This is a genomic window from Glycomyces sambucus, from assembly GCF_900102815.1.
Lineage (GTDB): Bacteria > Actinomycetota > Actinomycetes > Mycobacteriales > Micromonosporaceae > Glycomyces > Glycomyces sambucus.
On record NZ_FNGF01000001.1, the window covers coordinates 602,003 to 625,387 of the forward strand.

Annotated in this window: 24 protein-coding genes; 3 read left to right on the forward strand and 21 right to left on the reverse strand. The window is 72.3% G+C overall.

Annotated elements, in window-relative coordinates; all coding sequences use genetic code 11:
• The first annotated feature begins 20 nt into the window (after positions 1-20).
• Positions 21-2,138, forward strand: a complete 2,118-nt coding sequence (locus BLS99_RS02770) for an MMPL family transporter (protein WP_091043101.1) — start codon at positions 21-23, stop codon at positions 2,136-2,138.
• Positions 2,139-2,190: 52 nt separating this feature from the next.
• On the opposite strand, the gene BLS99_RS02775 is transcribed toward BLS99_RS02770, so the two are convergent.
• Positions 2,191-2,514, reverse strand: coding sequence for a type II toxin-antitoxin system PemK/MazF family toxin (locus tag BLS99_RS02775; protein WP_091043103.1), 324 nt, complete (start codon positions 2,512-2,514; stop codon positions 2,191-2,193).
• Entirely contained in the window at positions 2,511-2,780 is a 270-nt protein-coding gene (locus BLS99_RS02780; RefSeq protein ID WP_091043106.1) for a hypothetical protein, read from the reverse strand. Before BLS99_RS02780 ends, BLS99_RS02775 begins: the two co-directional genes overlap by 4 nt.
• Before the next feature lie 140 nt (positions 2,781-2,920).
• Between BLS99_RS02780 and BLS99_RS02785 the strand changes: the two genes are divergently transcribed.
• Positions 2,921-3,454: an HdeD family acid-resistance protein gene (locus BLS99_RS02785; protein ID WP_091043110.1), complete on the forward strand. Its 534-nt coding sequence runs from the start codon at positions 2,921-2,923 to the stop codon at positions 3,452-3,454.
• Between the two features lie 76 nt (positions 3,455-3,530).
• Here BLS99_RS02785 and argH read toward each other — a convergent pair whose 3' ends face one another.
• The 10 genes from argH to BLS99_RS02835 all read right to left on the reverse strand — a co-directional run bounded on the left by argH (position 3,531) and on the right by BLS99_RS02835 (position 13,935).
• A complete protein-coding gene (argH, locus tag BLS99_RS02790; protein ID WP_091043113.1) occupies positions 3,531-4,925 on the reverse strand; it encodes an argininosuccinate lyase in 1,395 nt (464 codons plus the stop codon).
• A complete protein-coding gene (locus BLS99_RS02795) occupies positions 4,925-6,136 on the reverse strand; it encodes an argininosuccinate synthase (RefSeq protein ID WP_091043116.1) in 1,212 nt (403 codons plus the stop codon). The genes argH and BLS99_RS02795 overlap by 1 nt, the downstream gene beginning before the upstream one ends.
• On the reverse strand, positions 6,133-6,687 hold the full coding sequence (locus BLS99_RS02800; RefSeq protein ID WP_091043119.1) for an arginine repressor: 555 nt from the start codon (positions 6,685-6,687) through the stop codon (positions 6,133-6,135). The genes BLS99_RS02795 and BLS99_RS02800 overlap by 4 nt, the downstream gene beginning before the upstream one ends.
• The gene (gene argF / locus BLS99_RS02805) at positions 6,684-7,601 is read right to left on the reverse strand and encodes an ornithine carbamoyltransferase (protein WP_091044782.1); all 918 of its coding nucleotides are present in this window, start codon (positions 7,599-7,601) and stop codon (positions 6,684-6,686) included. The genes BLS99_RS02800 and argF overlap by 4 nt, the downstream gene beginning before the upstream one ends.
• 50 nt (positions 7,602-7,651) lie before the next feature.
• The gene (locus BLS99_RS02810; RefSeq protein ID WP_091043121.1) at positions 7,652-8,854 is read right to left on the reverse strand and encodes an acetylornithine transaminase; all 1,203 of its coding nucleotides are present in this window, start codon (positions 8,852-8,854) and stop codon (positions 7,652-7,654) included.
• Positions 8,851-9,753, reverse strand: a complete 903-nt coding sequence (gene argB, locus BLS99_RS02815; RefSeq protein WP_091043124.1) for an acetylglutamate kinase — start codon at positions 9,751-9,753, stop codon at positions 8,851-8,853. Before argB ends, BLS99_RS02810 begins: the two co-directional genes overlap by 4 nt.
• Entirely contained in the window at positions 9,750-10,904 is a 1,155-nt protein-coding gene (gene argJ / locus BLS99_RS02820; protein ID WP_091043127.1) for a bifunctional glutamate N-acetyltransferase/amino-acid acetyltransferase ArgJ, read from the reverse strand. Before argJ ends, argB begins: the two co-directional genes overlap by 4 nt.
• Complete coding sequence (gene argC / locus BLS99_RS02825) at positions 10,901-11,914, reverse strand: N-acetyl-gamma-glutamyl-phosphate reductase (protein WP_091043130.1); 1,014 nt, start codon at positions 11,912-11,914, stop codon at positions 10,901-10,903. Before argC ends, argJ begins: the two co-directional genes overlap by 4 nt.
• Positions 11,915-12,073: 159 nt before the next feature.
• Positions 12,074-12,730 (reverse strand): response regulator, encoded by a 657-nt coding sequence (locus BLS99_RS02830; RefSeq protein WP_091043134.1) that lies wholly within the window; start codon positions 12,728-12,730, stop codon positions 12,074-12,076.
• Positions 12,727-13,935 carry a sensor histidine kinase gene (locus BLS99_RS02835; protein ID WP_091043136.1) on the reverse strand — a complete coding sequence of 403 codons (1,209 nt, stop codon included), beginning with the start codon at positions 13,933-13,935 and terminating at the stop codon, positions 12,727-12,729. The genes BLS99_RS02830 and BLS99_RS02835 overlap by 4 nt, the downstream gene beginning before the upstream one ends.
• A gap of 115 nt (positions 13,936-14,050) precedes the next feature.
• On the opposite strand from BLS99_RS02835, the gene BLS99_RS02840 reads away from it, so the two are divergent.
• Positions 14,051-14,458 carry a YrdB family protein gene (locus tag BLS99_RS02840; RefSeq protein WP_218126184.1) on the forward strand — a complete coding sequence of 136 codons (408 nt, stop codon included), beginning with the start codon at positions 14,051-14,053 and terminating at the stop codon, positions 14,456-14,458.
• Here the strand turns inward: BLS99_RS02840 and BLS99_RS02845 are convergent.
• From BLS99_RS02845 to infC, 9 genes are all read right to left on the reverse strand, one after another.
• The gene (locus BLS99_RS02845; protein ID WP_143034665.1) at positions 14,436-14,873 is read right to left on the reverse strand and encodes a DUF4190 domain-containing protein; all 438 of its coding nucleotides are present in this window, start codon (positions 14,871-14,873) and stop codon (positions 14,436-14,438) included. The genes BLS99_RS02840 and BLS99_RS02845 overlap by 23 nt on opposite strands.
• Before the next feature lie 33 nt (positions 14,874-14,906).
• Entirely contained in the window at positions 14,907-15,608 is a 702-nt protein-coding gene (locus BLS99_RS02850; protein ID WP_143034666.1) for a phosphatase PAP2 family protein, read from the reverse strand.
• Positions 15,609-15,638: 30 nt separating this feature from the next.
• Positions 15,639-17,036: a serine hydrolase family protein gene (locus BLS99_RS25520; RefSeq protein ID WP_143034667.1), complete on the reverse strand. Its 1,398-nt coding sequence runs from the start codon at positions 17,034-17,036 to the stop codon at positions 15,639-15,641.
• Positions 17,037-17,351: 315 nt separating this feature from the next.
• Positions 17,352-19,820, reverse strand: a complete 2,469-nt coding sequence (gene pheT / locus BLS99_RS02860) for a phenylalanine--tRNA ligase subunit beta (RefSeq protein ID WP_091043147.1) — start codon at positions 19,818-19,820, stop codon at positions 17,352-17,354.
• Between the two features lie 3 nt (positions 19,821-19,823).
• Positions 19,824-20,885: a phenylalanine--tRNA ligase subunit alpha gene (gene pheS / locus BLS99_RS02865; RefSeq protein ID WP_091043154.1), complete on the reverse strand. Its 1,062-nt coding sequence runs from the start codon at positions 20,883-20,885 to the stop codon at positions 19,824-19,826.
• Between the two features lie 186 nt (positions 20,886-21,071).
• Positions 21,072-21,878, reverse strand: a complete 807-nt coding sequence (locus BLS99_RS02870; protein ID WP_091043157.1) for a TrmH family RNA methyltransferase — start codon at positions 21,876-21,878, stop codon at positions 21,072-21,074.
• A 6-nt stretch (positions 21,879-21,884) separates the two neighbouring features.
• Complete coding sequence (rplT, locus tag BLS99_RS02875; protein WP_091043161.1) at positions 21,885-22,268, reverse strand: 50S ribosomal protein L20; 384 nt, start codon at positions 22,266-22,268, stop codon at positions 21,885-21,887.
• A 50-nt stretch (positions 22,269-22,318) separates the two neighbouring features.
• Entirely contained in the window at positions 22,319-22,513 is a 195-nt protein-coding gene (gene rpmI, locus BLS99_RS02880) for a 50S ribosomal protein L35 (RefSeq protein WP_091043165.1), read from the reverse strand.
• Positions 22,514-22,584: 71 nt separating this feature from the next.
• Positions 22,585-23,226, reverse strand: a complete 642-nt coding sequence (infC, locus tag BLS99_RS02885) for a translation initiation factor IF-3 (protein WP_143034696.1) — start codon at positions 23,224-23,226, stop codon at positions 22,585-22,587.
• Positions 23,227-23,385 lie beyond the last annotated feature (159 nt).

Genomic DNA, 23,385 nt, shown 5'->3' on the forward strand with positions numbered 1-23,385 from the left:
ACTTCGGGAGAGTCGCCGGTATGGAACCAGACCTCGCCCCCGCCCGCTCGCGCATGGCGCGCCTGTCCGACCGGACCCAGCGCCGGCCCCTCGTCGCACTCCTGCTGTGGGTGCTCGTGTTCGCCGGCTCGATCGGGGCCGCCGCCGCGATCGGCTCCGCGTTCGACGACGAGTACTCGATGCCCGGGACCGAGTCCCAGGAGCTGTCCGACCTCCTCGCCGACCGCGCCCCCGACGCGGACCGGGTGACCGTGGACGTCGTGTTCGCCGCGGATTCGGTCGCGGCCGAGCAGGACCGCGTCGCGGCACTGCTCGCCGAGATCGCCGCGATGCCCGGCGTCGGCGACGTCTCCGACCCGTTCACCGAGCCCGGCGCGATCAGCGGGGACGGCACCGTCGGGGTCGCGACCGCCGTGTTCGACGGGACCACCGAGCAGGCCGCCGGGCTGCTGCCGCTGGCCGAGGACGCGAGCGGGGACGGCCTCGACGTCGCGCTCGGCGGCGACCCGGTCCGCGAGGCAGAGGAGGGCGGCGGCGGTGCCGCCGAGGGCGTCGGGATCCTCGCGGCACTGGTGATCCTGGTGCTCATGTTCGGGTCGTTCCTGGCCGCGAGCCTGCCGCTCATCACCGCGGTGTTCGCGGTGGGCACCACGTTCTGCCTGGCGCAGCTCGTGTCCCACGTGACGACGCTGCCGACGTACCTGACGCCGATCCTGTTCCTCGTGGGCCTCGGCGTGGGCGTCGACTACGCGCTCCTCATCTTCGCGCGGTTCCGCTCCGAGCTGCTGGGCGGCGCGACCCGCCGAGACGCGGCGGCGACCGCCCTCGACACCGCGGGCCGGTCCGTCCTGTTCGCCGGGTCCGTGGTCATCGTGGCGCTCATCGGCCTGTACGCGCTCGGCCTCGGTGCGCTGCAATCGGTCTCGATCGCGGTGGCGCTCGTGGTGCTGGTGACGATGGCCGCGTCGGTGACGCTGCTGCCGGCGCTGCTCGCGCTGTTCGGCAAGCGGATCGAGCGGCGGGTGCGCAAGCATGCGGCGAAGGCCAAGGGCGTGCCCGGGCGGCGCTGGAACGCGTGGTCGCGGCTGGTCGAGAAGCGGGCGTGGCTCGCGATCGTCCTGGTGACGGTGGGCCTGGTGGCGCTGTCGGCGCCGCTGACGGGCATCCGGCTCGGTTTCGCCGACGCGGGCACCGAGTCCGAGGAGCTCCAGAGCCGCCGCGCCTACGACATGCTCTCCGAGGGCTTCGGGCCGGGCTACAACGGCCCGCTCATGGTCGTCACCGACGGCACCGAGGCCGAGGCGCGGGCCGCGTACGAGGCGATCGACGGCCTCGACAGCGTCGACTCCGTCTCCCCCGCGTTCCCGATCGGCGACGGCCTGTGGATGTCCACGGTGGTCGGCACCGGCGGCCCCAGCGACGAGGCCACCGTGGACCTCGTGCACGAACTGCGCGGCGACGTCCTCGACGACGCCCCGGGCGACCAGCTCGTGGGCGGCGCGACCGCCGCCGCGATCGACTTCAGCGACATCATCGAGCAGCGGGCGCCGCTGTTCCTCGTCCTCGTGGTGGGCCTGTCGATGCTGCTGCTCATGGTGGTGTTCCGGTCGATCCTCATCCCCGTCAAGGCCGCGATCCTCAACCTGCTCACCATCGGCGCGAGCCTGGGCCTGGTGACGTGGATGTTCCAGAACGGGGCGCTCGGCGCCGAGCCCGGCCCGATCGAGGCGTTCGTGCCGGTCATGTCGTTCGCGATCATCTTCGGGCTGTCGATGGACTACGAGGTGTTCCTCATGTCCCGCATGCGGGAGGAGTGGGTGCGGACCGGCGACGCCACCGAGGCGGTGCGCAAGGGCCTGGCCTCCACCGGCGGGGTCGTCACCGCCGCGGCCGCGATCATGATCGCCGTGTTCGGCGCGTTCGCCTTCAGCGAGTCGCGCCTGCTCCAGCAGTTCGGCGTCGGCATGGCCGCCGCGATCTTCATCGACGCCTTCGTCATCCGGGTCCTCCTGGTCCCGGCGATCATGAAGGTCATGGGCCGCGCCGCCTGGTGGATGCCCAAGTGGCTCGACCGGGCCCTCCCCCACGTCACCGTCGAACCCGACCCCGAACCGACCCGGGCACCCGCCAAGGTCTGAACCAGGAAACAGCAGGGCCCCGGCGCGATGCGCCGGGGCCCTTGCGCGCGTCTCAGCCCATGAGGCCCAGGTAGCGGACCACGGCGTACTCGATCTGCTCCATGTCCTCGCGGTTGAGGAAGTCCACGAGGTCGCCCACCACGTAGCGGGTGTCCACGGTCCGCATCTGGTCGACGAGCAGCCGCGTGGGGCGGCCCGCCACGGTCGCTTCGGGACGGAACGCGGACGCCTGCGCGCTCGTGGAGGTCGGGACCACGGTCACGGTGCTCCAGCGCTCCTGGTGCGCGCTGAGCACCAGGCCCAGGCGCCGGCCCCGCTGCTCGTGCCCGCGCTTGGCCTCGCCGAGGTCGACTGGGTAGACCGCACCGCGGATCACCGCTCGCGGTCCTTCCGGGCCGGGACGACGATGTCGGTGCCGACGACGCGGACGTCGCCGTGCTCGTCGTACTCCCACTCGTCGGGCTCGCCGGAGAGGTCTTCGAGGGCGAGCCGGGCCATGTCGGCGCGGGCCTCCTCCTCCCACGCGAGCCGTTCGAGGCTGCGCAGCCCGCGCCGGAGCACGTCCGAAGTGCTCTCGCCTTCGCGCTTGAAGCCCTGGATGATCCGCTCGTCGTCATCCGTGGGACGGAAACCTATCGCCATCCCCCCAGTGTACAACAATTGTTGAACGCGAGCCTGGATCGCCCCGCGCCGCCCGTTTCCACGGAAGCGGCACCGGGGGTCCCGGATCGGACTAGCGTCGGGAATCAAGGCGTTTTCACAGGTGGAACGGGGTGATTGCGATGCTGGAACTGCTCGCCAAGAACTGGGCCTGGGTCCTGGTGCGCGGGATCTTCACGATCGTGTTCGGGGTCCTGGCCGTGTTCTGGCCCGGGATCACGCTCATCGCGCTCGTGATCCTGTTCGGCGCGTACGCCGTCGTCGACGGCATCACCGCGATCGCCATGGGCATGCGGCGGAGCACCGGCCGCGGCTTCCTCATCTTCATGGGCGTCCTCGGCGTCGTCGCCGGCCTCATCGCGCTCATCTGGCCGGGCATCTCCGCGCTCGCGCTGCTGTACGTCATCGCGTTCTGGGCCATCGTCACCGGCATCGGCTCGATCGTGAACGGCTTCGGCCTCACCGGGGACGCGGGCGGCCGCTGGCTGTTCCTCCTCTCCGGCATCGCCGCGGTCGTCCTCGGCATCCTGCTGCTCGTCAAGCCCGGCGAAGGCGCCATCGCGCTCGTGGTCACCATCGGGTTCTTCGCGATCGTCTGGGGCCTGCTCACCGTCATCACGAGCGTGCGGCTGCGCCGCCTCTCCAAAGAGGTCTAGCGGCGTTCACCTGCGATGCGGGTGGAGAGAAGACGGCAGCGGCCCGCGCGATGCGCGGGCCGCTGCCGTCTTCGTGTTAAGCGGACCAGGTCTGCCAGGCGGCGATCTGCTCGCGCACCTGCGCGAGCTGGTCGGCCACGGCCTTCGGCCCGGTCGAGCCCGGGGTCGTGCGGCCCGCGAGGGCCCCGTCGACGTCGAGCACCGCCTTCACCGACGGGTCCAGGTGCGCCGAGATCCCCGCCAGGTCGGCGTCGTCGATCTCGTGCAGCTCGATCCCCCGCGCCTCGCAGTGGGCCACGCAGGCGCCGGAGATCTCGTGCGCCGAGCGGAACGGGATCCCCTTGCGCACCAGCCAGTCCGCGATCTCCGTGGCAAGGCTGAACCCCGTCGGCGCCGAGGCGCGCGGCACCTCCGTGTTGAACCGCATCGTGGCGACCATGCCGGTCACCGCGGGCAGCAGCAGCGCCAGGTTGTCCAGGGAGTCGAAGACCGGCTCCTTGTCCTCCTGGAGGTCCTTGTTGTACGTGAACGGCAGGCCCTTGAGCGTCACCAGGAGCGCGGTCAGGTTGCCGACCAGGCGCCCCGACTTGCCCCGGGCCAGCTCGGCCACGTCCGGGTTCTTCTTCTGCGGCATGATCGACGAGCCGGTCGAGAACGCGTCGTCGAGCGTCACCCAGCCGAACTCCTGGCTCGACCAGAGGATGACCTCCTCCCCCAGGCGGGAGAGGTGCACGCCGATCATCGAGCACACGAACAGCAGCTCGACCGCGAAGTCGCGGTCGGAGACGCCGTCCATCGAGTTCGCCGCGGGCGCGTCGAAGCCCAGCTCCTCGGCCACGGCGACCGGGTCGAGCGGCAGCGAGGAGCCCGAGAGCGCACCCGAGCCCAGCGGCGACACCGCGGCCCGCTTGTCCCAGTCCCGCAACCGGTCCAGGTCCCGCAGGAGTCCCTGGGCGTGCGCGAGCAGCTGGTGCCCCAAGGTGACCGGCTGCGCGTGCTGGAGGTGCGTCATGCCCGGCGCCGGGGCGTCGAGCAGGTCGGCGGCCTGCACGGCCAGCGCGTCCACCAGCGCGGTCACGTCGGCGGCGAGGCCCCGGGCGTGGTCGCGGCAGTACAGGCGCAGGTCGGTCGCGATCTGGTCGTTGCGGCTGCGTCCGGCGCGGAGCTTCCCGCCGAGGTCGCCGAGGCGCTCCACGAGCCCGCGTTCGAGCGCGGTGTGCACGTCCTCGTCCGCGATCGTTCCGGTGAAGGTCCCGTCCGCGACGTCCTCGCCGAGGGCGTCGAGCGCGTCGAGCATCCGCGCCAGCTCGTCGGCGGTGAGCAGCCCGGCGCGGTTGAGCACGCGCGCATGGGCTTTGGACGCCTTCAGGTCGTACGGTGCGAGCCGCCAGTCGAAGCCGATCGAGGCGTTCAGGGCCTCGAGGGCCGCGGCGGGGCCGCCGGTGAAGCGGCCTCCCCACAGTTTCGCCATTACGCGGCCTCGGTCTTGATCCGCTCGTTCCGGGCGGCGGCGAGCTTGGCCGGCAGGCTCCACAGCTCGACGAAGCCGCGCGCGTTCGACTGGTCGAAGGCGTCGCCCTCGTCGTAGGTGGCGAGGTCGAAGTCGTACAGGCTGGTCTCGGAGCGCCGGCCGGTGACGGTGGCCTTGCCCGCGTGCAGGGTCAGCCGGACCTCGCCGGTGACGTGGGTCTGCACGTCGCCGATGAACGCCTCCAGGCTGTCCTTGAGCGGGGAGAACCAGAGCCCGTCGTACACGAGCTCGCCCCACCGCTGGTCGACGGTGCGCTTGAACCGGGCCTGCTCGCGCTCGATGGTGACGTTCTCGAGCTCCATGTGCGCGGCGATCAGCGTGATGCCGGCCGGGGACTCGTAGACCTCGCGGGACTTGATGCCGACGAGCCGGTCCTCGACCATGTCGATCCGGCCGATGCCCTGGGCGCCGGCCCGGTCGTTGAGCTCCTTGATGAGTTCGAACGCGGACTTCTCGACGCCGTCGAGGGCCACGGGCTTGCCGGAGACGAAGGTGATGACGACCTCGTCGGGCTCGCGCTCCTCGGCCGGGTTCTTCGTGTAGTCGTAGATGTCCTCGATGGGGCCGTTCCAGATGTCCTCCAGGAAGCCGGTCTCGACGGCGCGGCCCCACAGGTTCTGGTCGATCGAGTACGGGGACTTCTTGGTCACGTCGATCGGGAGGCTCTTCTCCTCGGCGAACGCGATGGCCTTGTCCCGGGTCCAGGCGAAGTCGCGGGCGGGGGCGACCACCTTGAGGTGCGGGGCGAGGGCGGCGAGGCCGGCCTCGAACCGGACCTGGTCGTTGCCCTTGCCGGTGCAGCCGTGGGAGACGATCGTGGCGCCGTGCTTCTCGGCGGCGGCCACGAGGTGCTTCACGATGAGCGGCCGCGAGAGCGCGGAGACGAGCGGGTAGCGGTCCATGTAGAGGGCGTTCGCGGCCACCGCGGGGAAGCAGTAGTCGGCGGCGAACTCCTCGCGGGCGTCCACGATCTCGGCGGCGACGGCGCCGCAGCCGAGGGCCCGCTGCTTGATGACCTCCATGTCCTCGCCGTTCTGGCCGACGTCGATGGCCACGGCGATCACTTCGGCGTTCAGCTGCTCGGCCAGGTACGGGATCGCGACGGACGTGTCGAGGCCGCCGGAGTAGGCGAGCACTACCTTCTCGGTCATTTCTGGTTCTCCTTGGTTCCTTTAAGGTGCATGGCGTCGATGGTGGCGTTGTAGGGGTCCGGGCCCTGGCCGGCCCAGTTGAGCATCTGGTCCGCGACGTGCTTCCCGGTGACGCCGTCGCGGGCGATCACGGCGATGGTGTCGTCGCCGGCGATCGTGCCGATGACGTCGGCGAGGCCGGAGCGGTCGATCGCGCTGGCGAGGTACTGGGCCGCGCCGGGCGGGACGCGCAGGACGGCCATGTTCGCCGAGTGGTCGGCGCCGACGAGGAGTTCGCGCAGGAGCCGCTGGAGGCGGTCGGGGGCGCCTTCGGCGTCGCGCAGGGGCCGTTCGCCCTCCGCGAAGATCGAGTAGACGGCGGAGCCGCCGTCGGTGCCGCGGACCTTGACGGCGCCGAGCTCTTCGAGGTCGCGCGAGAGCGTGGCCTGGGTGGCCTCGATCCGGTCGTCGGCGAGGAGCCCGGCGAGCTCGGTCTGGGAGCGGATGGAGCGCGTCGAGATGAGCTCGACGATGCGCGCCTGCCGGGCGGCCTTCGTGGTCGGCTGATTCACGCGGACTCCTTCAGGAGCCAGGCCAGGAGGGCCTTCTGGGCGTGCAGCCGGTTCTCGGCCTGGTCGAACACGCGCGAGTGCGGGCCGTCGATCACCTCGTCGGTGATCTCCTCGCCGCGGTGGGCGGGGAGGCAGTGGAGGACGATCGCGTCGGCGGCGGCGTGCGCGAGGAGGTCGGCGTTGAGCTGGTAGGCGCGGAGGTCGCCGAAGCGCTTCGCGCTGTCGGCCATGCCCATCGAGACCCAGGCGTCGGTGGAGACGACGTCGGCGCCGGCGACCGCTTCGACCGGGTCGGCGGTGACGGTGACCGAGCCGCCGGTGGCGGCGTTGATGCGCGCGGCGCGCTCCAGGACTTCGGCGGCGGGCTGGTAGCCCTCGGGGGCGCCGATGCGCACGTGCATGCCGGCGAGGGAGGAGGCGATCACGGTCGAGTTGCCCATGTTGAACGCGGCGTCGCCGAGGTAGGCGATGCTCGTGCCCTTGAGCGGCTTGTGCTCGGCGATGGTCTGGAGGTCGGCGAGGAGCTGGCAGGGGTGCCAGCCGTCGGTGAGCGCGTTGACGACCGGGACGGTGGCGTGCTCGGCGAGCTCGGCGATCCGGTCGTCGCCGAAGGTGCGGATGACGATGGCGCTGACGTACCGGGAGAGGACCCGGGCGGTGTCGGCGACGGTCTCGCCGCGGCCGAGCTGGGTGGACTGGGCGTCGATGACGACGGAGTGGCCGCCGAGTTCGGCGATGCCGACGTCGAAGGAGAGCCGGGTCCGGGTGGAGGGCTTCTCGAAGATCACCGCGACGGACTTGGGTCCCGCGAGCGCGGGGTAGGCGTAGCGGTCGGCCTTGAGCTTGGCGGCGAGGTCGAGTACCTCGGCCTGCTGGGCGGGGGTGAGGTCGTCGTCCTTGAGGAAGTGCTTCAGATTCAGCGGAGCTGAGTGCTTCAGGTTCAGCGGAGCTGGGTGATGAACGGTCACGGTCGTCCTCCGGGAGCGGGACAGACGGCGTCGAGGGCCGCGAGGAGCTGGTCGCAGAACAGGTCGATCTCGGACCGCGAGATCGTGAGCGGGGGCGCGATCCGGATCGTGTCGGGCCGGGGCGCGTTGGCGAGGACGCCGAGGCCGATGAGGTGCGCGACGGCGTCGGCGGCGACGGGCTCGGTGAGCGCGATGCCGCGCCACAGGGCCTGGCCGCGGACCTCGGTGACGCGGGGGTCGGCGGTGAGCCGGGCCTCCAGGTGCGCGCCGAGGGCGAGGACGTTGTCGAACAGGTGCTCGCGCTCGATCGTGTCGATCACGGCGAGGGAGGCCGCGCACGCGATCGGGTTGCCGCCGAAGGTGGAGCCGTGCGTCCCGGGGGTCAGGAGCGCGGCGGTGGCCTCGGTGGCGAGGACCGCGCCGATGGGGACGCCGCCGCCGAGGCCCTTCGCGAGGGTCACGGCGTCGGGCACGACGCCCTCGGCGTGGTGGGCGAACCAGGCGCCGGTCCGGCCGAAGCCGGACTGGATCTCGTCGAGGATGAGCAGCGCGTTGCTCGCGGCGGTGATCTCCCGTGCGGCCTTGAGGTATCCGGCGGGGGCGGGGACCACGCCGGTCTCGCCCTGGGTGGGTTCGAGGAACACGGCGGCGACCGTGTCGTCCACGGCGGCCTTGAGCGCGTCGGCGTCGCCGTAGGGCACGAAGGCGACCTCGCGGGCGAAGGGCCCGAACGGCTCGCGGATGGCGGCCTTCCCGGTGATGGAGAGCGCGCCGAGGCTGCGGCCGTGGAAGCCGTGCTCGGTGGCGACGATCTTGCCCTTGCCGGTGGCGCTGCCGTGGAGGATCGCGAGCTTGAGCGCGGCCTCGTTGGCCTCGGTCCCGGAGTTGCACAGGAAAACCCGGCCGGGGTTGCCCCACAGTTCCAGGAGCTTCTCGGCGAGTTCGACCTCCTTCTCGTGGAGGAAGAGGTTCGAGGTGTGCGCGAGCCGGGCGGCCTGGCCGCTCACGGCCTCGACCAGCGCGGGGTGGTTGTGGCCCAGGCTGGAGACGGCGATGCCGCCGATCATGTCGAGGTAGGCGTTGCCGTCGACGTCGGTCACCGTGGAGCCCGAGCCCTCGCGGATCGCGACGGGCGGGAGCCCGTAGTTGCCCATGAGCGCCTTGGCGTACCGGGCCTTGATCTGCTCCGAATAGGTCATGCGTCCTCCTGGACCATGGTGCCGACGCCGTCGGTCGTGAAGATCTCCAGCAGGGTCGAGTGCGGGACCCGGCCGTCGATGACGTGCGCCTGGGGGACCCCGCCCTTGACGGCCCGCAGGCACGCCTCCATCTTCGGGACCATGCCCGACTGGAGGGAGGGGAGGATGTCGGCGAGCCGGTCGGTGGAGATCTGCCGCAGCAGCGAGTCCTTGTCCGGCCAATTCTCGTACAGGCCCTCGACGTCGGTGAGGACGATGAGCTTCTGCGCGCCCAGCGCCTCGGCCAGCGCGGCGGCGGCCGTGTCGGCGTTGAGGTTGTAGAGGATGCCGTCGTGGTCGAGCGCGACGGTGGAGACCACGGGGATGCGCCCGGCGGCGATGAGGTCGTCGACCGCGGCGGTGTTGACCGAGGCGACGTCGCCGACCCGGCCCACGTCGACCTGCTCGCCGTCGACGTCGGCCCAGCGGCGCTTGGCGGTGAAGAGCTGCGCGTCCTCACCGGACATGCCGACCGCGAACGGGCCGTGGTTGTTGATGAGGCCCACCAGTTCCCGGCCGACCTGGCCGACCAGGACCATCCGGACCACGTCGGCGGCCTCGGGGGTGGTGACGCGCAGGCCGCCCTTGAACTCGGAGGCGATGTCGAGCTTCTTCAGCATCGCGGAGATCTGGGGGCCGCCGCCGTGCACGACGACGGGCTTGATGCCGACGTAGTGCAGGAACACCATGTCGGCGGCGAACGCGGCCTGGAGCTCGGGGTTGATCATGGCGTTGCCGCCGTACTTGACGACCACGATGGAGCCGGTGAACCGCTGGAGCCACGGCAGGGCCTCGATGAGCGTCTCGGCCTTGCCGAGGGCCGCCTGGAGGTGCGGGGCGAGGGTGCTGATGTCGGTCATGTCGAGTACGCCGAGTTCTCGTGGACGTAGTCGTGCGACAGGTCGTTGGTCCAGATCGTGGCCGCGGCGGCGCCGTAGTGGAGCTCGATGTCGATCGCGACGTCGCGGCCCTTGAGGTCGACGAGGTCGCGGCTCTCCCCGGCGGCGCCGGCCCGGCAGATCCACACGCCGTTGACGGCGACGTCGACCGCGTCGGCGTCGAAGGGCGCCTTGGCGGTGCCGACGGCGGCGAGGATGCGGCCCCAGTTCGGGTCGGAGCCGAACAGGGCGGTCTTGACGAGGCTGTCGCGGGCGACGATCCGGGCGACCTCGACGGCGTCGTCCTCGGTCTCGGCGCCCGAGACGGTGATCGCGACGTCCTTGGTGGAGCCCTCGGCGTCGGAGAGGAGCTGGTGCGCGAGGTCCTTGCACAGGGCGGTGACCGCGGAGATGAACTCGTCGGCCTCGGCCTGGACGCCGGAGGCGCCCGAGGCGAGCAGGAGCACGGTGTCGTTGGTCGACATCGAGCCGTCGGAGTCGAGCCGGTCGAAGGAGTACCGGCAGGCGGTGCCGAGCGCGGTGTCGGCGAGCGGGGCGTCGACGACCGCGTCGGTGGTGAGGACGACGAGCATGGTCGCCAGGCCGGGGGCGAGCATGCCCGCGCCCTTGGCGATGCCGCCGACGGTCCAGCCCGCGGGGCTGGTGACGGCGGCGTTCTTGGCGACGGTGTCGGTGGTCATGATCGCGGTGGCGGCGTCGGGGCCGCCGTCGGCGCTGAGGGCCTTCGCGGCGGCTTCGACGCCGGGCAGGAGCTTGTCCATGGGGAGCCGCTCGCCGATGAGCCCGGTCGAGCAGACCGCGACCTCGACGGCGCCGCAGCCGAGGACCTCGGCGGTCTTCTCGGCGGTGGCGTGGGTGTCCTGGAAGCCCTCGGGGCCGGTGCAGGCGTTGGCGCCGCCGGAGTTGAGGACCACGGCCTTGAGCGCGCCGGTGGTGAGGACCTGCTGGGACCACTTGACCGGGGCGGCCTTGACGCGGTTGCCGGTGAACCGGCCCGCGGCGACCTGGAGCGGGCCGTCGTTGACGACCAGGGCGATGTCGGGCTTGCCGGAGGCTTTGAGCCCGGCGGTGGCGCCGGACGCCTGGAAGCCCTTCGGGGTCGTGATGGTCACGGCGCGACTCCGTTCACGGTGAGGCCGGCGGCCTCGGGGAGGCCGAGCATGAGGTTCGCGCACTGCACGACCTGCGCGGCCGCGCCTTTGCCGAGGTTGTCGATGGCGGCGGTGACGATGATCCGGCCCGAGTCCTTGTCGACCGTGCCCTGGAGCTGGACGGCGTTGGTGCCGAAGACCGAGGCGGTCGCGGGCCACTGGCCCTCGCGCAGGACGTGCACGAAGTGCTCGCCGTCGTACGCCTTGCCGAGCGCGGCCCGCACGTCGGCGGCGGTGACCTCGGCGGCGGGCTTGGCGGTGACGGTGGAGAGGATGCCGCGGGGCATCGGGGCGAGCAGCGGGGTCATGGAGACCGAGGCGGCGCCGCTGGCCTGCTTGATCTCGGGGACGTGCTGGTGGGCGCCGACCTTGTAGGCGCTGATGGAGCCGGAGACCTCGGAGGCGAGGAGGTTCTTCTTGGGGGCGTTGCCGGCGCCGGAGGTGCCGGAGGCGGCCACGACGACGACGTCCTCGGGCGAGGCGATCCCGGCGTCGAGGAGCGGGCGCAGCGCGAGGATGGTGGCGACGGCGTAGCAGCCGGTCGCGGCGACCCGGTCGGCCGCGGCGATCCTCTCGCGCTGGCCGGGGAGCTCGGGGAGGCCGTAGGTCCAGGTCCCGGCGTGGGGGCCCGCGTAGTAGGACTCCCACTCGGCGGCGTTCTCGAGCCGGTGGTCGGCGCCGAGGTCGACGATCTTCTGCCCGGCGGGGAGCTGGGCGGCGAGCGCGGCGGACTGGCCGTGCGGGAGGGTCATGACGACGAGGTCGGCGTCGGCGAACGCCTCCGGGGCGGTCGGGGTGAAGCGTCGGTCGCCGTACGCGGAGAGGTGGGGGTGGACTGCGGTGATGTACTCACCGGCGTTGCTGTGCGCGCCCGCGGCGACGACGTCGAGCTGCGGGTGGTCGGCGAGCAGCCGCAGCACCTCGCCTCCCGCGTAGCCGCTGGCTCCCGCCACGGCGACCTTGAACGTCACTGGAAACCTCCGTCTTGAATGACTATGCAGCGAACTGTATCAGCATTCAACGACGAAGCGACAGCGAAATTCCGCGTGTTGGGATGTGACTATCGCCCACATTCGTGGACTCTGCGGCGGGCGCGGACGAGCGTCGGTCTCCGAGGCCCCGCCCCGGCCTCAGCGCCCCTGTTCACGCGCATAGATCGCGGCCTGGACCCGGCTCGCCAGCCCCAGCTTCGCGAGTACCCGCGTGACGTGCGATTTCACCGTGGCCTCGGCCATACCGAGCTCGGCGGCGATCTCGGCGTTCGACATGCCCTCGCCGATGAGCGCCAGCACCTCGGTCTCGCGCGGCGTCAGGTTCGCGACCCCCGCGCCGTCGACCTCGATCGGCGCGTACGCCGGGCGCGAGCGCGCGAACTCGGCGATGAGGCCCCGGGTGACCGCGGGCGAGATGAGCCCGTCGCCGCGCGCGATCGTGCGCACCGCCTCCACCAGGGTCTCGGCGTCGGCGTCCTTGAGCAGGAACCCGCTCGCCCCGGCGCGGAGCGCGTCGAAGACGTTCGCGTCGTCGCCGTAGGAGGTGAGGACCAGCACGTCGGCGGTGCCGCGCAGCTCGGCCGCCGCCGCGATGCCGTCCTTGCGGGGCATCCGGATGTCCATGACCACCACGTCGGGGCGCAACTCCCGCGCCAGCGCGACCGCCTCGACCCCGTCGGCGGCCTCGCCGACCACCTCGATGCCGCCCTCGCCCTCGGCGTTCGCGCTCTCCAGCAGCATGCGCAGTCCGGCGCGCACGGCCGCGTGGTCGTCGGCCAGCAGGACACGGGTCATCGCTCACTCCAAGAGGTCGGATCGGTGGGTTCAGTGGACGCGTCGGCGACGATCGCGGTCGGGATCTCGGCCCGGACGGCCCACTTGCCGCCGTCCGGCCCGGCGCTCACCCTGCCGCCGAGGAGGCGCACCCGCTCGGTCATGCCGACCAGGCCCGACCCCGCGCCGGGGACGGCCGCCTTCCCGTCCCCGAGGGCGTTCACCACGGTCACGACGAGCGTCCCCGGCGCGAACCGGACGGTCGCCTCGGCGTCGCAGCCGTGCTTGAGCGCGTTCGTCAGCGCCTCCTGCACGACCCGGTACGCGGTCAGCTCGACCTCGCCGGGCAGGTCGCGCGCGGCGCCCTCGACGCGGAAGTCCACCGCGAGGCCGACCGCGCGCATCCGCTCGGCCAGCTCGGGGATCTGGTCGATCCGGAACGACGCCAGCTCCTCCCCCTCGTCCCCCGCGCGCAGGATGCCGATGATGCGGCGCAGCTCGGCGAGCCCGTCCACACTGGAGGCGCGGATCGCCGCGATCGAGTCGCGGACCCTCTCGGAGTCGAGGTCCTTGCGGGACTGGAGGGCCGTGGACTGGAGCGCGATCGCCGAGAGGGAGTTCGCGACGGTGTCGTGCAGCTCCCGGGCCATGACGGTGCGCTCGCGCAGGACCGCCTCCCGGCGGCGCACGTCGGCCAGGCGCACCGCCTGCTCGGCGCGCTCGCGTTCGAGTTCGGCGCGGTCGTGGGCCTGGCGCACGATGATGCCGGTGGCGATCGGCGACAGGAGCACCACCGCGAGGATCGCGAGGGTCGTGATGACCGCGACCGTGTCGGCGCCTTCGAGGAAGGTGAGGCCGCCGAGGGCGAACACGCCGACCGCGATGGCCGGGGTCAGGACGCGGACGCCGCGCCGCGGCCCGTAGCGCGCGTACGCGTACAGGTTGTCGGTGTACACGCAGATCGTCGCGAACGAGACGCCGATCGCGACCTCGGTGGTGAACCCGATCGTGCCCAGCGCGAGGCACAGGGCCGGGGACGCCCGGCGCACGACCACGCCGAGGCACGCGAGCCCGAACGGGATGAACCGGTATCCGACCGGCAGGTCGCGCATGTACGGCTCGAAGCTGCCGAGTCCGATCAGGACCGAGCCGATCGCGAAGAGGATCGCGGCGGCGACGAGGTCGCCCCTGCGGACGCGGCCGAGGAGGCCGGACGGACTGGTCATGCCCCCATCCCATCACGCCGCCGGGCCGGCGGCCTCAGTCCCGGAGGGGAGCCGGTCTCCGACTTTGGTCGCACCCAGCGCGCCCCACCGGACCCGGAAGGTTCATCATGTTCGGGTGACTCAGGTGAACCCTCCCCAGTTCCGGCCCGAATGGGAACGGTACAGCGGCGTGCTCCGCAACCTCGTGATGGCCAACTCGTTCCTCGCGCTCGTGCTCGAACTGGCGCTCTTCGTCTTCGTCGCCTGGTGGGCCCTCGCGCTCGACCACGCGCTCTGGACGCGGCTGCTCGTCGCCGTCGCCGCCGTCGGCGCGCTCGTCGCCCTCTGGGGCGCGTTCGCGGCCCCCAAGGCACGCGTGCCGCTCCCGACCGCCGGGACCATCGCGGTCAAGGCCGTCGCGTTCGGCGCGGGCGCGCTGGCGCTGTGGGGCCTGGACCTGCCGGCCGCGGCGATCGCGTTCGCCGTCCTCGCCGCCGCGAACACGGCGGCCGTCACCTACTTCAGGCGAGACCGAGCAGCGTGAGCACCACGGAGTAGTCCCAGGACGACGGGTCGTCGGTCGGCCAGTCCTCGATCTCGCCCACGATGGCGCCGAACATGCTGACCCAGAAGACCGCGTACAGGATCCAGAACACGATCGAGGCGGTGCCGATCCACCCGAGGACGATCCCGGTGGTGGCGAAGCCGTCCCCGGCCTCGCCGGTCTCGGCGATCCGGCGCCGGGCGACCATCCCGAAGATGAGGCCCAGGACCCCGACCGGGTTGCAGACGCCGATGATGCCGAGGACCATCGCGGCGATCGCCATCCCGTTGACCGGCCGCGGCGGCGGGTAGTAGCCGTACGGCGGCGGATAGGGTCCGACCACGTAGGGCGGCGGCGGCGCGGGCGCCGGCGGGTACCGCTGCGGTTCGGGGCTGGTCGGTTCGGGCGCGGACATCACGGGCACCTCTCGGTCGTTCCTGGCACGACCTCAGCGTAAGGCGTCCTCGCCCGCCGCGGACTCCGCGACGGGAGGCGCGTCGAGCGCCTCGCGCAGCTCGCGCTCGCGGTCGAGCAGCGGCGTGCACGCGAACCACACCAGCGCGGCGACGGCCCAGCCGATCGCGGCCCCGCCGACGGTGTCGGTGAGCCAGTGGGCGTGCTGCCAGGTGCGCGCGCCCATCATGAGGACCGTCAGGAACACCGCGACGGGCCACCAGGTCCGCAGGTGCCGGGCGGGGATCCACACGACGGCGACGATGACGACGAACGCGGCCATGCGCGCGGCGTGCCCGGACGGGAACGCCCAGGACCCGGTCTCCACCATGACGTCCAGTGGCCGGGGCCGCTCGCCGACGCGCTTGGCCAGGTCGACCACGAGCGCCGAGGCGGCCACGGCCGCGAGCGCGAACACGGCCGAGCGCCAGCGCCGCACGATGAGCAGGGCGACGACGGCGATCGCGAGCAGCGCCAGGCCCGGGTCGCCGCCGAGGCGGTTGAGGAGCTGCGCGAGCTGCCAGCGGACGCCGTCGGCGGGGCCGCCGACGAGGCCGTTCCAGGAGTCGTCGAGGGCCTGCCAGGGCGGGGCGCCGGGGGCGAGGCGGATCCAGAGCGCGTCGCCGACGACCGCCAACGGGACCAGGACCGCCAGCGCGAGTGCCGTGCGGGACTTCGGGAAGCCGTTGGGAGTCATGGGCAGCATCCTAGGGGCTCGGGGGCCGGGTCAGCAGAAGGGCCAGGTGGTGCATTCGCTGGTGGTCTCTTCGGGCTCCGATGTGGTCGGCTCCGGTTCCTCGGGCTCCGAGGTGGTGGGTTCGGGCTCCTCCGGCTCCTCCTCGGTGGGCTCCTCCTCGGCCTCGCTGGAGGACTCGGCCTCGCTCGGGGAGGTGGAGGCGCCGCACGCGGCGTCGTCCGGATTGGACCGGCAGTACTCGCCGGAGGGGTCCACCGAGCCGTCGTCGATGCCGCCGGTGAGGTCCTCGCCGGCTCCGGAGGCGCCGGGGAGGTCTTCGGCCTCGTAGCCGTTGGCCTCGATGGCGGTGTCGATGACGGTGCGCCACAGGGCGACGCCGCCTTCGCCCTCGCCGCCGCCGTTGGACCAGGCGGCGACGCTGAGCTGCGGTATCGCGCCGACGAACCAGGACTCGGTGGTCTGGCCGTGGTAGTCGGCGGCCACGCCGAAGAAGTCGCGGTCCTCGATGGCCTCGCTCTCGCCGAGGCCGATGAACTGGAGGTCCTGCGCGGTGGTCTCGGCGAGGGCCCGGTCGGTGCGCACCCCTTGGCCGGGCTCGATCTCGCGGTCGCCCGAGTCGAGGACGGCGGCCACGAAGTGGGTCTCGGCGTAGGTGCCGCCCGCGGCGATGGTGGCGTAGACGCTCGCCATGTCGACCACGGGCACGGGGTAGGTGCCGAGGTCGGCGGCGGTGAGCCCGGTGTAGTCCCCGGCGGCGAGGTCGCGCACGGCCCCGTCGGCGTCGGCGATCGCGGTGAGGCCCATGCCGTTCGCGGTGTCGAGGACGGTCTCCACGCCGTACTCGCCCGCGACGGTGTCCATCGCGTCGCCGCGGCCTTCGCTGACGGCCTGCGCGAGCGTGACGTCGGCGTCCTCGTCGGCCCACCGCGACTCGATGGAGGCGCCCGCTTCGAGGGCGGTGGCGGCGGTGATCATGTCGAACACGGCCGAGGGCGGGTGCGGCGAGGCGGCGCCGACGAGGTCGGCGCCGGTGTCGGGGTCGGTGCCCGCGTAGCACAGGACCGCACCGGAACCGGGTTCGACGGCGACGACCCCGGCGCGGCCGGTGGTCTCCTCGGCGGCGTCCTGGAGGGCCTTGTCGAGGGTGAGGACGACCCGGTAGCCGTCGGGGCGGGCGTCCGCGTCGTAGAGCTGGTCGGGGGTGATCCCGTAGCGGGCTTCGAGTTCGGCGTAGACGCGGTCGGCGAGGGCGGTATGGGTGTCGGGGAAGTCGGCGGGGAGGGCGCGGCCGTCGTTGTAGAGGAGCGCGGCGTCCTCGGTGCCCGCGCCGTCGTCTCCGGGGAGGTTGCCGAGGACGATCGAGACGCCGACGGCGAGCACGAGTGCGGCGGCGCCGCCGACGGCGAGGTGCATCCTGGTGAACTGCATGTCGCGCAGGCGGGCGGGGATCGAGGTCGCCGCCCGGCGGGCGCCGCTGTACGCGAGGCCGGCCCGGTGGCTCCCGGGCGGTCCGCCTTCCGAGCCGGTCCGCCTCAGACGCCTGCCAACGCGAGAGGGGTTCCCGTTATTCACACCACGTACCTTAAAAGGCGCGGACCATGCGACATGCCGCGGCTCCGGCTTTATGCCGAAATCACCGTCGAAACGAACACGCGGTAAGGGCGCGGTGCCACCGTGGTGACACCGCGCCCCGTCGTTCGCTCTCCGTTCGCCGTTCGCGCGGTCTCCGACTCGCGCGGACCGCTATTCGCGCAGTCCCGCGCCGAAGCGCTCGGCGGCGACGGCCACGGCCGCGTCGCGGACGGCCACGCCCTCCTCGTTGGTGAGGGTCCGGTCGTTCGCCCGCAGCTCCAGCTTGAACGCGAGGGACTTGCGGCCCTCGCCGAGCTTCGCGTCGCGGTAGACGTCGAACAGGCGCAGCGAGTCGAGCAGCTCCCCCGCGCCCTCGCGCAGGGCCTCCTCGACCTTCCCGGCCGGGACGGCCTCGTCCACGACCACGGCGACGTCGATGAGCGTCGCCGGGAAGTGCGAGACCACCGGCGCGGGCGCCAGGTCCGGCAGCGGCAGCGCGGTCAGGTCGAGCTCCATCGCGGCGGTGCGGCGCGGCAGCCCGAGGCGCGCGCACACCTCCGGGTGCAGTTCGCCCGCGTGGCCGACGACGGCGCCGTCCACGCGCAGCTCGGCGCAGCGGCCCGGGTGCCACGGCGCGGCCTCGCCCTGGGCGGTCTCCAGGACCACGCCCGCGGCCTCGGCCACGACCTCGGCGGCCTCGACCGCGTCGGCCCAGTCCACGGCCCGGCCGGGCGAGTCGACCCCGGCGGGGACGGCCTGGCCGCACAGGACCGCGGCCACGTGCCGCGGCTGCACCGGCAGGCGCCGGATCGCGGCCTCGATGGCCTCGTCCTCGGGGCGCTTGGAGACGGGCAGGGCCACGACGTCGAACTCGGTCCAGCCCTCGGCGGGCTGGAAGACCAGGCCCTCCTCGAAGACCGCGAGGTCCTTCGCGCCGCGCGCGAGGTTGACGCGCACGGCGTTCACCAGGCTCGCGAGCACCGTGGCGCGCAGGAGCGGGGCGGCGTCGTCGAGCGGGTTGAGCACCGCGACGGCCTCGCGCTGCGGGTCCTTCTCGTCCAGGCCCAGCTCGTCGGCGCGCTCGCGGGAGACGAACGGGAACGTGTAGGTCTCCACGAACCCGTTGTCCGCCAGGGCCCGCGCCACGCGGCGGCGGCGCCGCTGCGCGGAGGTCAGGCCCGTCCCGGCGATCGCGCGGGGCGTCGCCGACGGGACGTGCGCGTAGCCGTGCAGCCGCACGACCTCCTCGACCAGGTCGGCCGGGTCGGTCAGGTCGGGGCGCCACGACGCGGGCACGACGGTGAGCACGTCGCCGTCGCCATCCACAGTGCACCCCGCGGCTTCGAGCATCGCCACGACGGTGGCCCGCTCGTAGTCCACGCCCACGGTGCGCGCGGGCAGGTCCACCGGGATGGTGATCGGCGCGATCGGCCCGCGGCGGTCGATGTCGGCCACCTCCGGGGCGAGCGTGCCGCCGCCGTACTCCACGAGCAGGTCCGCGGCGCGCTGCGCGGCGAGCAGGCTCAGGGCCGCGTCGGCCCCGCGCTCGTAGCGCTTGGACGCCTCGGAGCTGAGCCGGTGGCGCCGCGAGGTGCGCGCGATCGCGGTCGGGTTCCAATGGGCCGCTTCGATGAGCACGTTCCGCGTGTGCGGCTCGACCTCGGAGGACTGGCCGCCCATGACCCCGGCCAGCGAGAGCGGGCCGGTCGCGTCGCAGATGACCATGTCCTCGGGGTCGAGGCGACGCTCGACGTCGTCGAGGGTCTTCAGGACCTCGCCGGGCCGCGCCTGCCGGACCGTCAGGCCCTCGCTGAGCGCGTCGAGGTCGAAGGCGTGCAGCGGGTGCCCGAGTTCGAGCATCAGGTAGTTGGTGACGTCCACGGCGAGGCCGATCGGGCGCATCCCGGCCTGCACGAGCCGCTTCGCCAGCCACTCGGGCGACTCCGCGTTCGCGTCGACGTTGTGCACGGCGCGCGCGGTGAAGCGGGTGCAGCCCTCGGTCTCGACCGCGATCGGGAACGGCTGGGAGCCCGTCGCGGGCTCCTCCTTCGCCTTCGCGGCCGGATCGGTGAACGCGACGCCGAGGCGGTGCGCGACCTCGCGCGCGATGCCGCGCACGGAGAAGCAGTAGCCCATGTCGGGGGTGATCGCGAGCTCGAACACGACGTCGTCGAGGCCGACGACCGCGCGCGCGTCCTCGCCCACGGTCCCCTCGGGCAGGACGATGATGCCCTCGTGGTCGTCGGAGACGCCGAGTTCGCGGGCCGAGCAGATCATGCCGTCCGACAGGCGGCCGTACGTCTTGCGCGAGGCGATCCGGAAGCCGCCGGGCAGCTCCGCGCCGGGCAGCGCGACCACGACGAGGTCGCCTTCGGCGAAGTTCCGCGCGCCGCAGATGATCGAGCGCGGCTCGGCCTCGCCGACCTCCACCCAGCAGTGGCGGATCGGCTTCTTGAACTCGGTCAGCTCCTCGATCGAGGCGACCCGGCCGACCACGAGCGGGCCGGTGACGCGCGCGCGCAGGTCGTCGACCTCCTCGACTTCGAGGCCGCACTCCACGAGCGCGGCGTCGAGGTCGGCGGTGGAGAGGTCCGCGGGCAGAGCGGCGTACTCGGCGAGCCAGGAAACGGGAATCCTCATCGTCTACTCCTCCACTCGCAGGCCGGCCGGGAACCGGACGTCGCCGTCGATGATGTCGCGCAGGTCGGTGATGCCGTGGCGCAGCATGAGCGCCCGCTCGACGCCCATGCCGAAGGCGAAGCCCGAGTACACGTCGGGGTCGATGCCGCAGGCGCGCAGCACCCGCGGGTTGACCATGCCGCAGCCGCCCCACTCGATCCAGCGGGCGCCGTCCTTGTGCGCGGCGAACCACACGTCGACCTCGGCGCTGGGCTCGGTGAACGGGAAGTACGAGGGCCGCAGGCGCGTCTTGGCGTCGGGCCCGAACACGGACTTCGCGAAGTGGTCGAGGGTGCCCTTGAGGTCGGCCATGGTGATGCCCTTGTCGACCACCAGGCCCTCGGTCTGGTGGAACACCGGCGAGTGGGTCGCGTCGACCTCGTCGGTACGGTACACGCGGCCGGGCGCGACCGTGTAGATCGGCGGCTCCTGCGTGAGCATCGTGTGGATCTGCACGGTCGAGGTGTGCGTGCGCAGCACCATGTTCGACCCGTACCCGCCCTTGCCGTCGGCGATGTGGAACGTGTCCATCATGGTCCGGGCCGGGTGGTCGGGGTGGATGTTGAGCGCGTCGAAGTTGAACCACTCCAGCTCGACCTCGGGGCCCTCGCCGATCTGGTAGCCCATGGCGGCGAACAGGTCCGCGATGCGGTCCATCTGCACGTTGATCGGGTGGCGGGCGCCCTCGCGGCGGCGGGGCGTGCGGGCGGTGACGTCGACGGTCTCCTCACGCAGGACCCGGGCCGCCTCGGCGGCCTTCAGGATCTCCTCGCGGGCCTCGTAGACGGCAGTGATCTCGGAGCGGGCGGCGTTGACGTTCCGGCCGGCCTCTCCGCGCTCGGGGCCGGGGATCGAACCGATCGCCCTGCGGGCCAGCGACACCGGCGACTTGTCGCCGAGCGTCGCGGACTTGGCGGCGGCGAGTTCGGCGAGGTCCGCGGCCGCTTCGATGGCGGCGGCGGCGTCTTTCACGGCCCTCGCGAGGGCCTCGGGCTGGAGCAGGCCAGCCTCGTTCTCAGTGCTCATTCGTCTCTCTCCTGGCGGGACCTTCAGCAGTGTAAGGAAGGCGTGCGGCGCTGCCGCAGCCCGCTGGGGAGAGGAGGTCGGCTAGCCGCCCAGCCCGCACCCGGCGGGCTGGATAAATTCGCGGCGACCGTAAGACATGAACCCATTCTAACTTCCGCCGCTGCGCGGCGGCACTCGCGGCTGTACTCATGACGCGCGCCGCTGCGCGGCGGCACTCGCGTAGAGGCACACGCCCGCGGCGACGGCGAGGTTCAGGCTCTCGGCCCTCCCCCAGATGGGGACGCCGACGCGGCGGTGGGCCAGCGCGGCGGTCGCGTCGTCGAGGCCGTGGGCCTCGGAGCCGAACAGCCACACGGTGGGCGCGTCGAGGTCGCCCGCGGCGTCGAGCCCGTACAGGTCGTCCCCGCCGGCCGCGGCCGCGAGGATCTGGGCGTGCGGGAAGACGTCGAGCAGGTCGGCGGTGTCGGCGGCGCGGACGACGGGCAGGTGGAACAGGCTCCCGGCGGAGGAGCGCACGCACTTGCCGTTGTACGGGTCGACCGAGTCGGTGCCGAAGACCACGCAGTCGGCCCCGGCGGCGTCGGCCGCGCGGAGCACGGTGCCGGCGTTCCCGGGGTCGGTGATGCCGTGCAGGACCGCGACGAGCCTGGCCTCCTCGGGGAGGCGCTGGTCGAGGAAGCGGCAGACCGCGACGAGCCCCTGGGGGGTCACGGTCTCGGCGAGCGACGCGAGCGCGTCGTCGGTGCACGGGTGCACGTGGGCGCCCGCAGCGACGGCCGCGTCGATGAGGTCCGAGTGGCGCGTGTCGGCGTCGAGGTCGTAGAACAGGTCGGTGACAACGCCGGCCGCGACGGCCTCGCGGACGGCCTGCGGCCCTTCGGCGAGGAACCGCTCGGCCTTGTCGCGGCCGCGCCGGCGCTGGAGCTTCCGGGCGGCGACGACCCGGGACGACCGCGCGGTGAGCGCGTCCGTCCCGGGTTCATCAACGGTCATTCGCGCTTACGCTTCGACCGGGGCGTTGACGTCCTCGGGGAGGGCGGCCTTGGCGACCTCGACCAGGGCGGTGAACGCCGCCGCGTCGGAGACGGCCAGCTCGGCGAGGATCTTGCGGTCCACCTCGACCTCGGCGAGGGCCAGGCCCTGCATGAAGCGGTTGTAGGTGAGGCCGTTCGCGCGGGCGGCCGCGTTGATGCGGGTGATCCAGAGCTTGCGGAACTCGCGCTTGCGGGCCTTGCGGTCGCGGTACGAGTAGGTGTACGAGTGGAGCAGCTGCTCCTTGGCCTTGCGGTACAGGCGCGAGCGCTGCCCGCGGTAGCCCTTGGCCTCTTCGAGTACGACGCGGCGCTTCTTCTTGGCGTTCATTGAACGCTTGACGCGTGCCACAGTTGGTCTCCTTGCGGTTAAAAGCGGTTGGAAGTCAAACGGAGTGCGAGCTAGCGGCCCAGCAGCTTGTTGACCTGCTTGACGTCGGCCGGGGAGACGGCGACGCGGCCGTCCTTGCCACGCTTGAGCTTGGAGGACTTGTGCTCCAGCAGGTGGTTCTTGCCGGCCTTGCGGCGCATCAGCTTGCCCGAGCCGGTCACCTTGAACCGCTTCTTGGCCCCGCTGTGGGTCTTCATCTTCGGCATCGTGCTTCTCCTTAGTTCGTTCGGGCGAGGTCGGGCGCGTCGCCGCGCCCGGCCCGCCCGTGCACCCGCGTCTAGGACGCGGGCGTCTCGTCGGGCTTCTCGGCAGGGGCCTCGGCCTGGGCCGGGGCGTCGTCCTCGGCCGGGGCGTCGTCCTCGGCCGGGGCGGCCTCGTCGCGGTCGCGGCCCTTGCGTCCGCCGCCGGCCTTGTTGATCTCGCCCTTGGGGCGGATCGGGGCGACGACCATGATCATGTTGCGGCCGTCCTGCTTGGCGGCCGACTCGATGACGGCGAGGTCCGAGATCTCCTCCGCCAGCTTGTCCAGCAGGCGGCGTCCCAGCTCGGGGCGCGACTGCTCGCGCCCGCGGAACATGATGGTGATCTTGACCTTGTCGCCGGCCGTGAGGAACCGCACGATGTGACCCTTTTTGGTCTCGTAGTCGTGCTTGTCGATCTTCGGCCGGAGCTTCATCTCTTTGATGACGGTCTGCTGCTGGTTGCGGCGCGAGGCACGGGCCTTCTGAGCGGACTCGTACTTGTACTTGCCGTAGTCCATGAGCTTGCAGACCGGCGGGCGCGCGGTGGGGGCGACCTCGACCAGGTCGAGGTCGACGTCCGCGGCAAGCTGCAGTGCCTTGTCGATCGACACGATGCCGACCTGCTCGCCTGCCGGACCGACCAGACGCACTTCCTTGGTCCGGATCTGGTCGTTAATCCGCAAATCGCTGATGGGGCCTCCTTGGTTGAGCTGCTCGCCGGCGCGGTCGCGCCGGCGGCCCTGTGGCTTTCGGGTCGTCGCCGGCGCAGGTGCACCGGCGGCTCGTCGCGCAAGCGTGACCCAGCGGCCTCGGGCATGAGGTCCCAACAAAGAAAG

Coding starts and splice junctions, on each gene's coding strand:
- BLS99_RS02850 (WP_143034666.1), bottom strand. CDS start 15,608: ATGACTCCCAACGGCTTCCCGAAGTCCCGCACGGCACTCGCGCTGGCG.
- argH (WP_091043113.1), bottom strand. CDS start 4,925: ATGGCGAAACTGTGGGGAGGCCGCTTCACCGGCGGCCCCGCCGCGGCC.
- argB (WP_091043124.1), bottom strand. CDS start 9,753: ATGACCGACATCAGCACCCTCGCCCCGCACCTCCAGGCGGCCCTCGGC.
- rpmI (WP_091043165.1), bottom strand. CDS start 22,513: ATGCCGAAGATGAAGACCCACAGCGGGGCCAAGAAGCGGTTCAAGGTG.
- BLS99_RS02810 (WP_091043121.1), bottom strand. CDS start 8,854: ATGACCTATTCGGAGCAGATCAAGGCCCGGTACGCCAAGGCGCTCATG.
- BLS99_RS02795 (WP_091043116.1), bottom strand. CDS start 6,136: ATGACCGAGAAGGTAGTGCTCGCCTACTCCGGCGGCCTCGACACGTCC.
- BLS99_RS02780 (WP_091043106.1), bottom strand. CDS start 2,780: ATGGCGATAGGTTTCCGTCCCACGGATGACGACGAGCGGATCATCCAG.
- BLS99_RS02845 (WP_143034665.1), bottom strand. CDS start 14,873: ATGTCCGCGCCCGAACCGACCAGCCCCGAACCGCAGCGGTACCCGCCG.
- pheS (WP_091043154.1), bottom strand. CDS start 20,885: ATGAGCACTGAGAACGAGGCTGGCCTGCTCCAGCCCGAGGCCCTCGCG.
- pheT (WP_091043147.1), bottom strand. CDS start 19,820: ATGAGGATTCCCGTTTCCTGGCTCGCCGAGTACGCCGCTCTGCCCGCG.
- BLS99_RS02785 (WP_091043110.1), top strand. CDS start 2,921: ATGCTGGAACTGCTCGCCAAGAACTGGGCCTGGGTCCTGGTGCGCGGG.
- BLS99_RS02770 (WP_091043101.1), top strand. CDS start 21: ATGGAACCAGACCTCGCCCCCGCCCGCTCGCGCATGGCGCGCCTGTCC.
- BLS99_RS02835 (WP_091043136.1), bottom strand. CDS start 13,935: ATGACCAGTCCGTCCGGCCTCCTCGGCCGCGTCCGCAGGGGCGACCTC.
- BLS99_RS02870 (WP_091043157.1), bottom strand. CDS start 21,878: ATGACCGTTGATGAACCCGGGACGGACGCGCTCACCGCGCGGTCGTCC.
- BLS99_RS02830 (WP_091043134.1), bottom strand. CDS start 12,730: ATGACCCGTGTCCTGCTGGCCGACGACCACGCGGCCGTGCGCGCCGGA.
- BLS99_RS25520 (WP_143034667.1), bottom strand. CDS start 17,036: ATGCAGTTCACCAGGATGCACCTCGCCGTCGGCGGCGCCGCCGCACTC.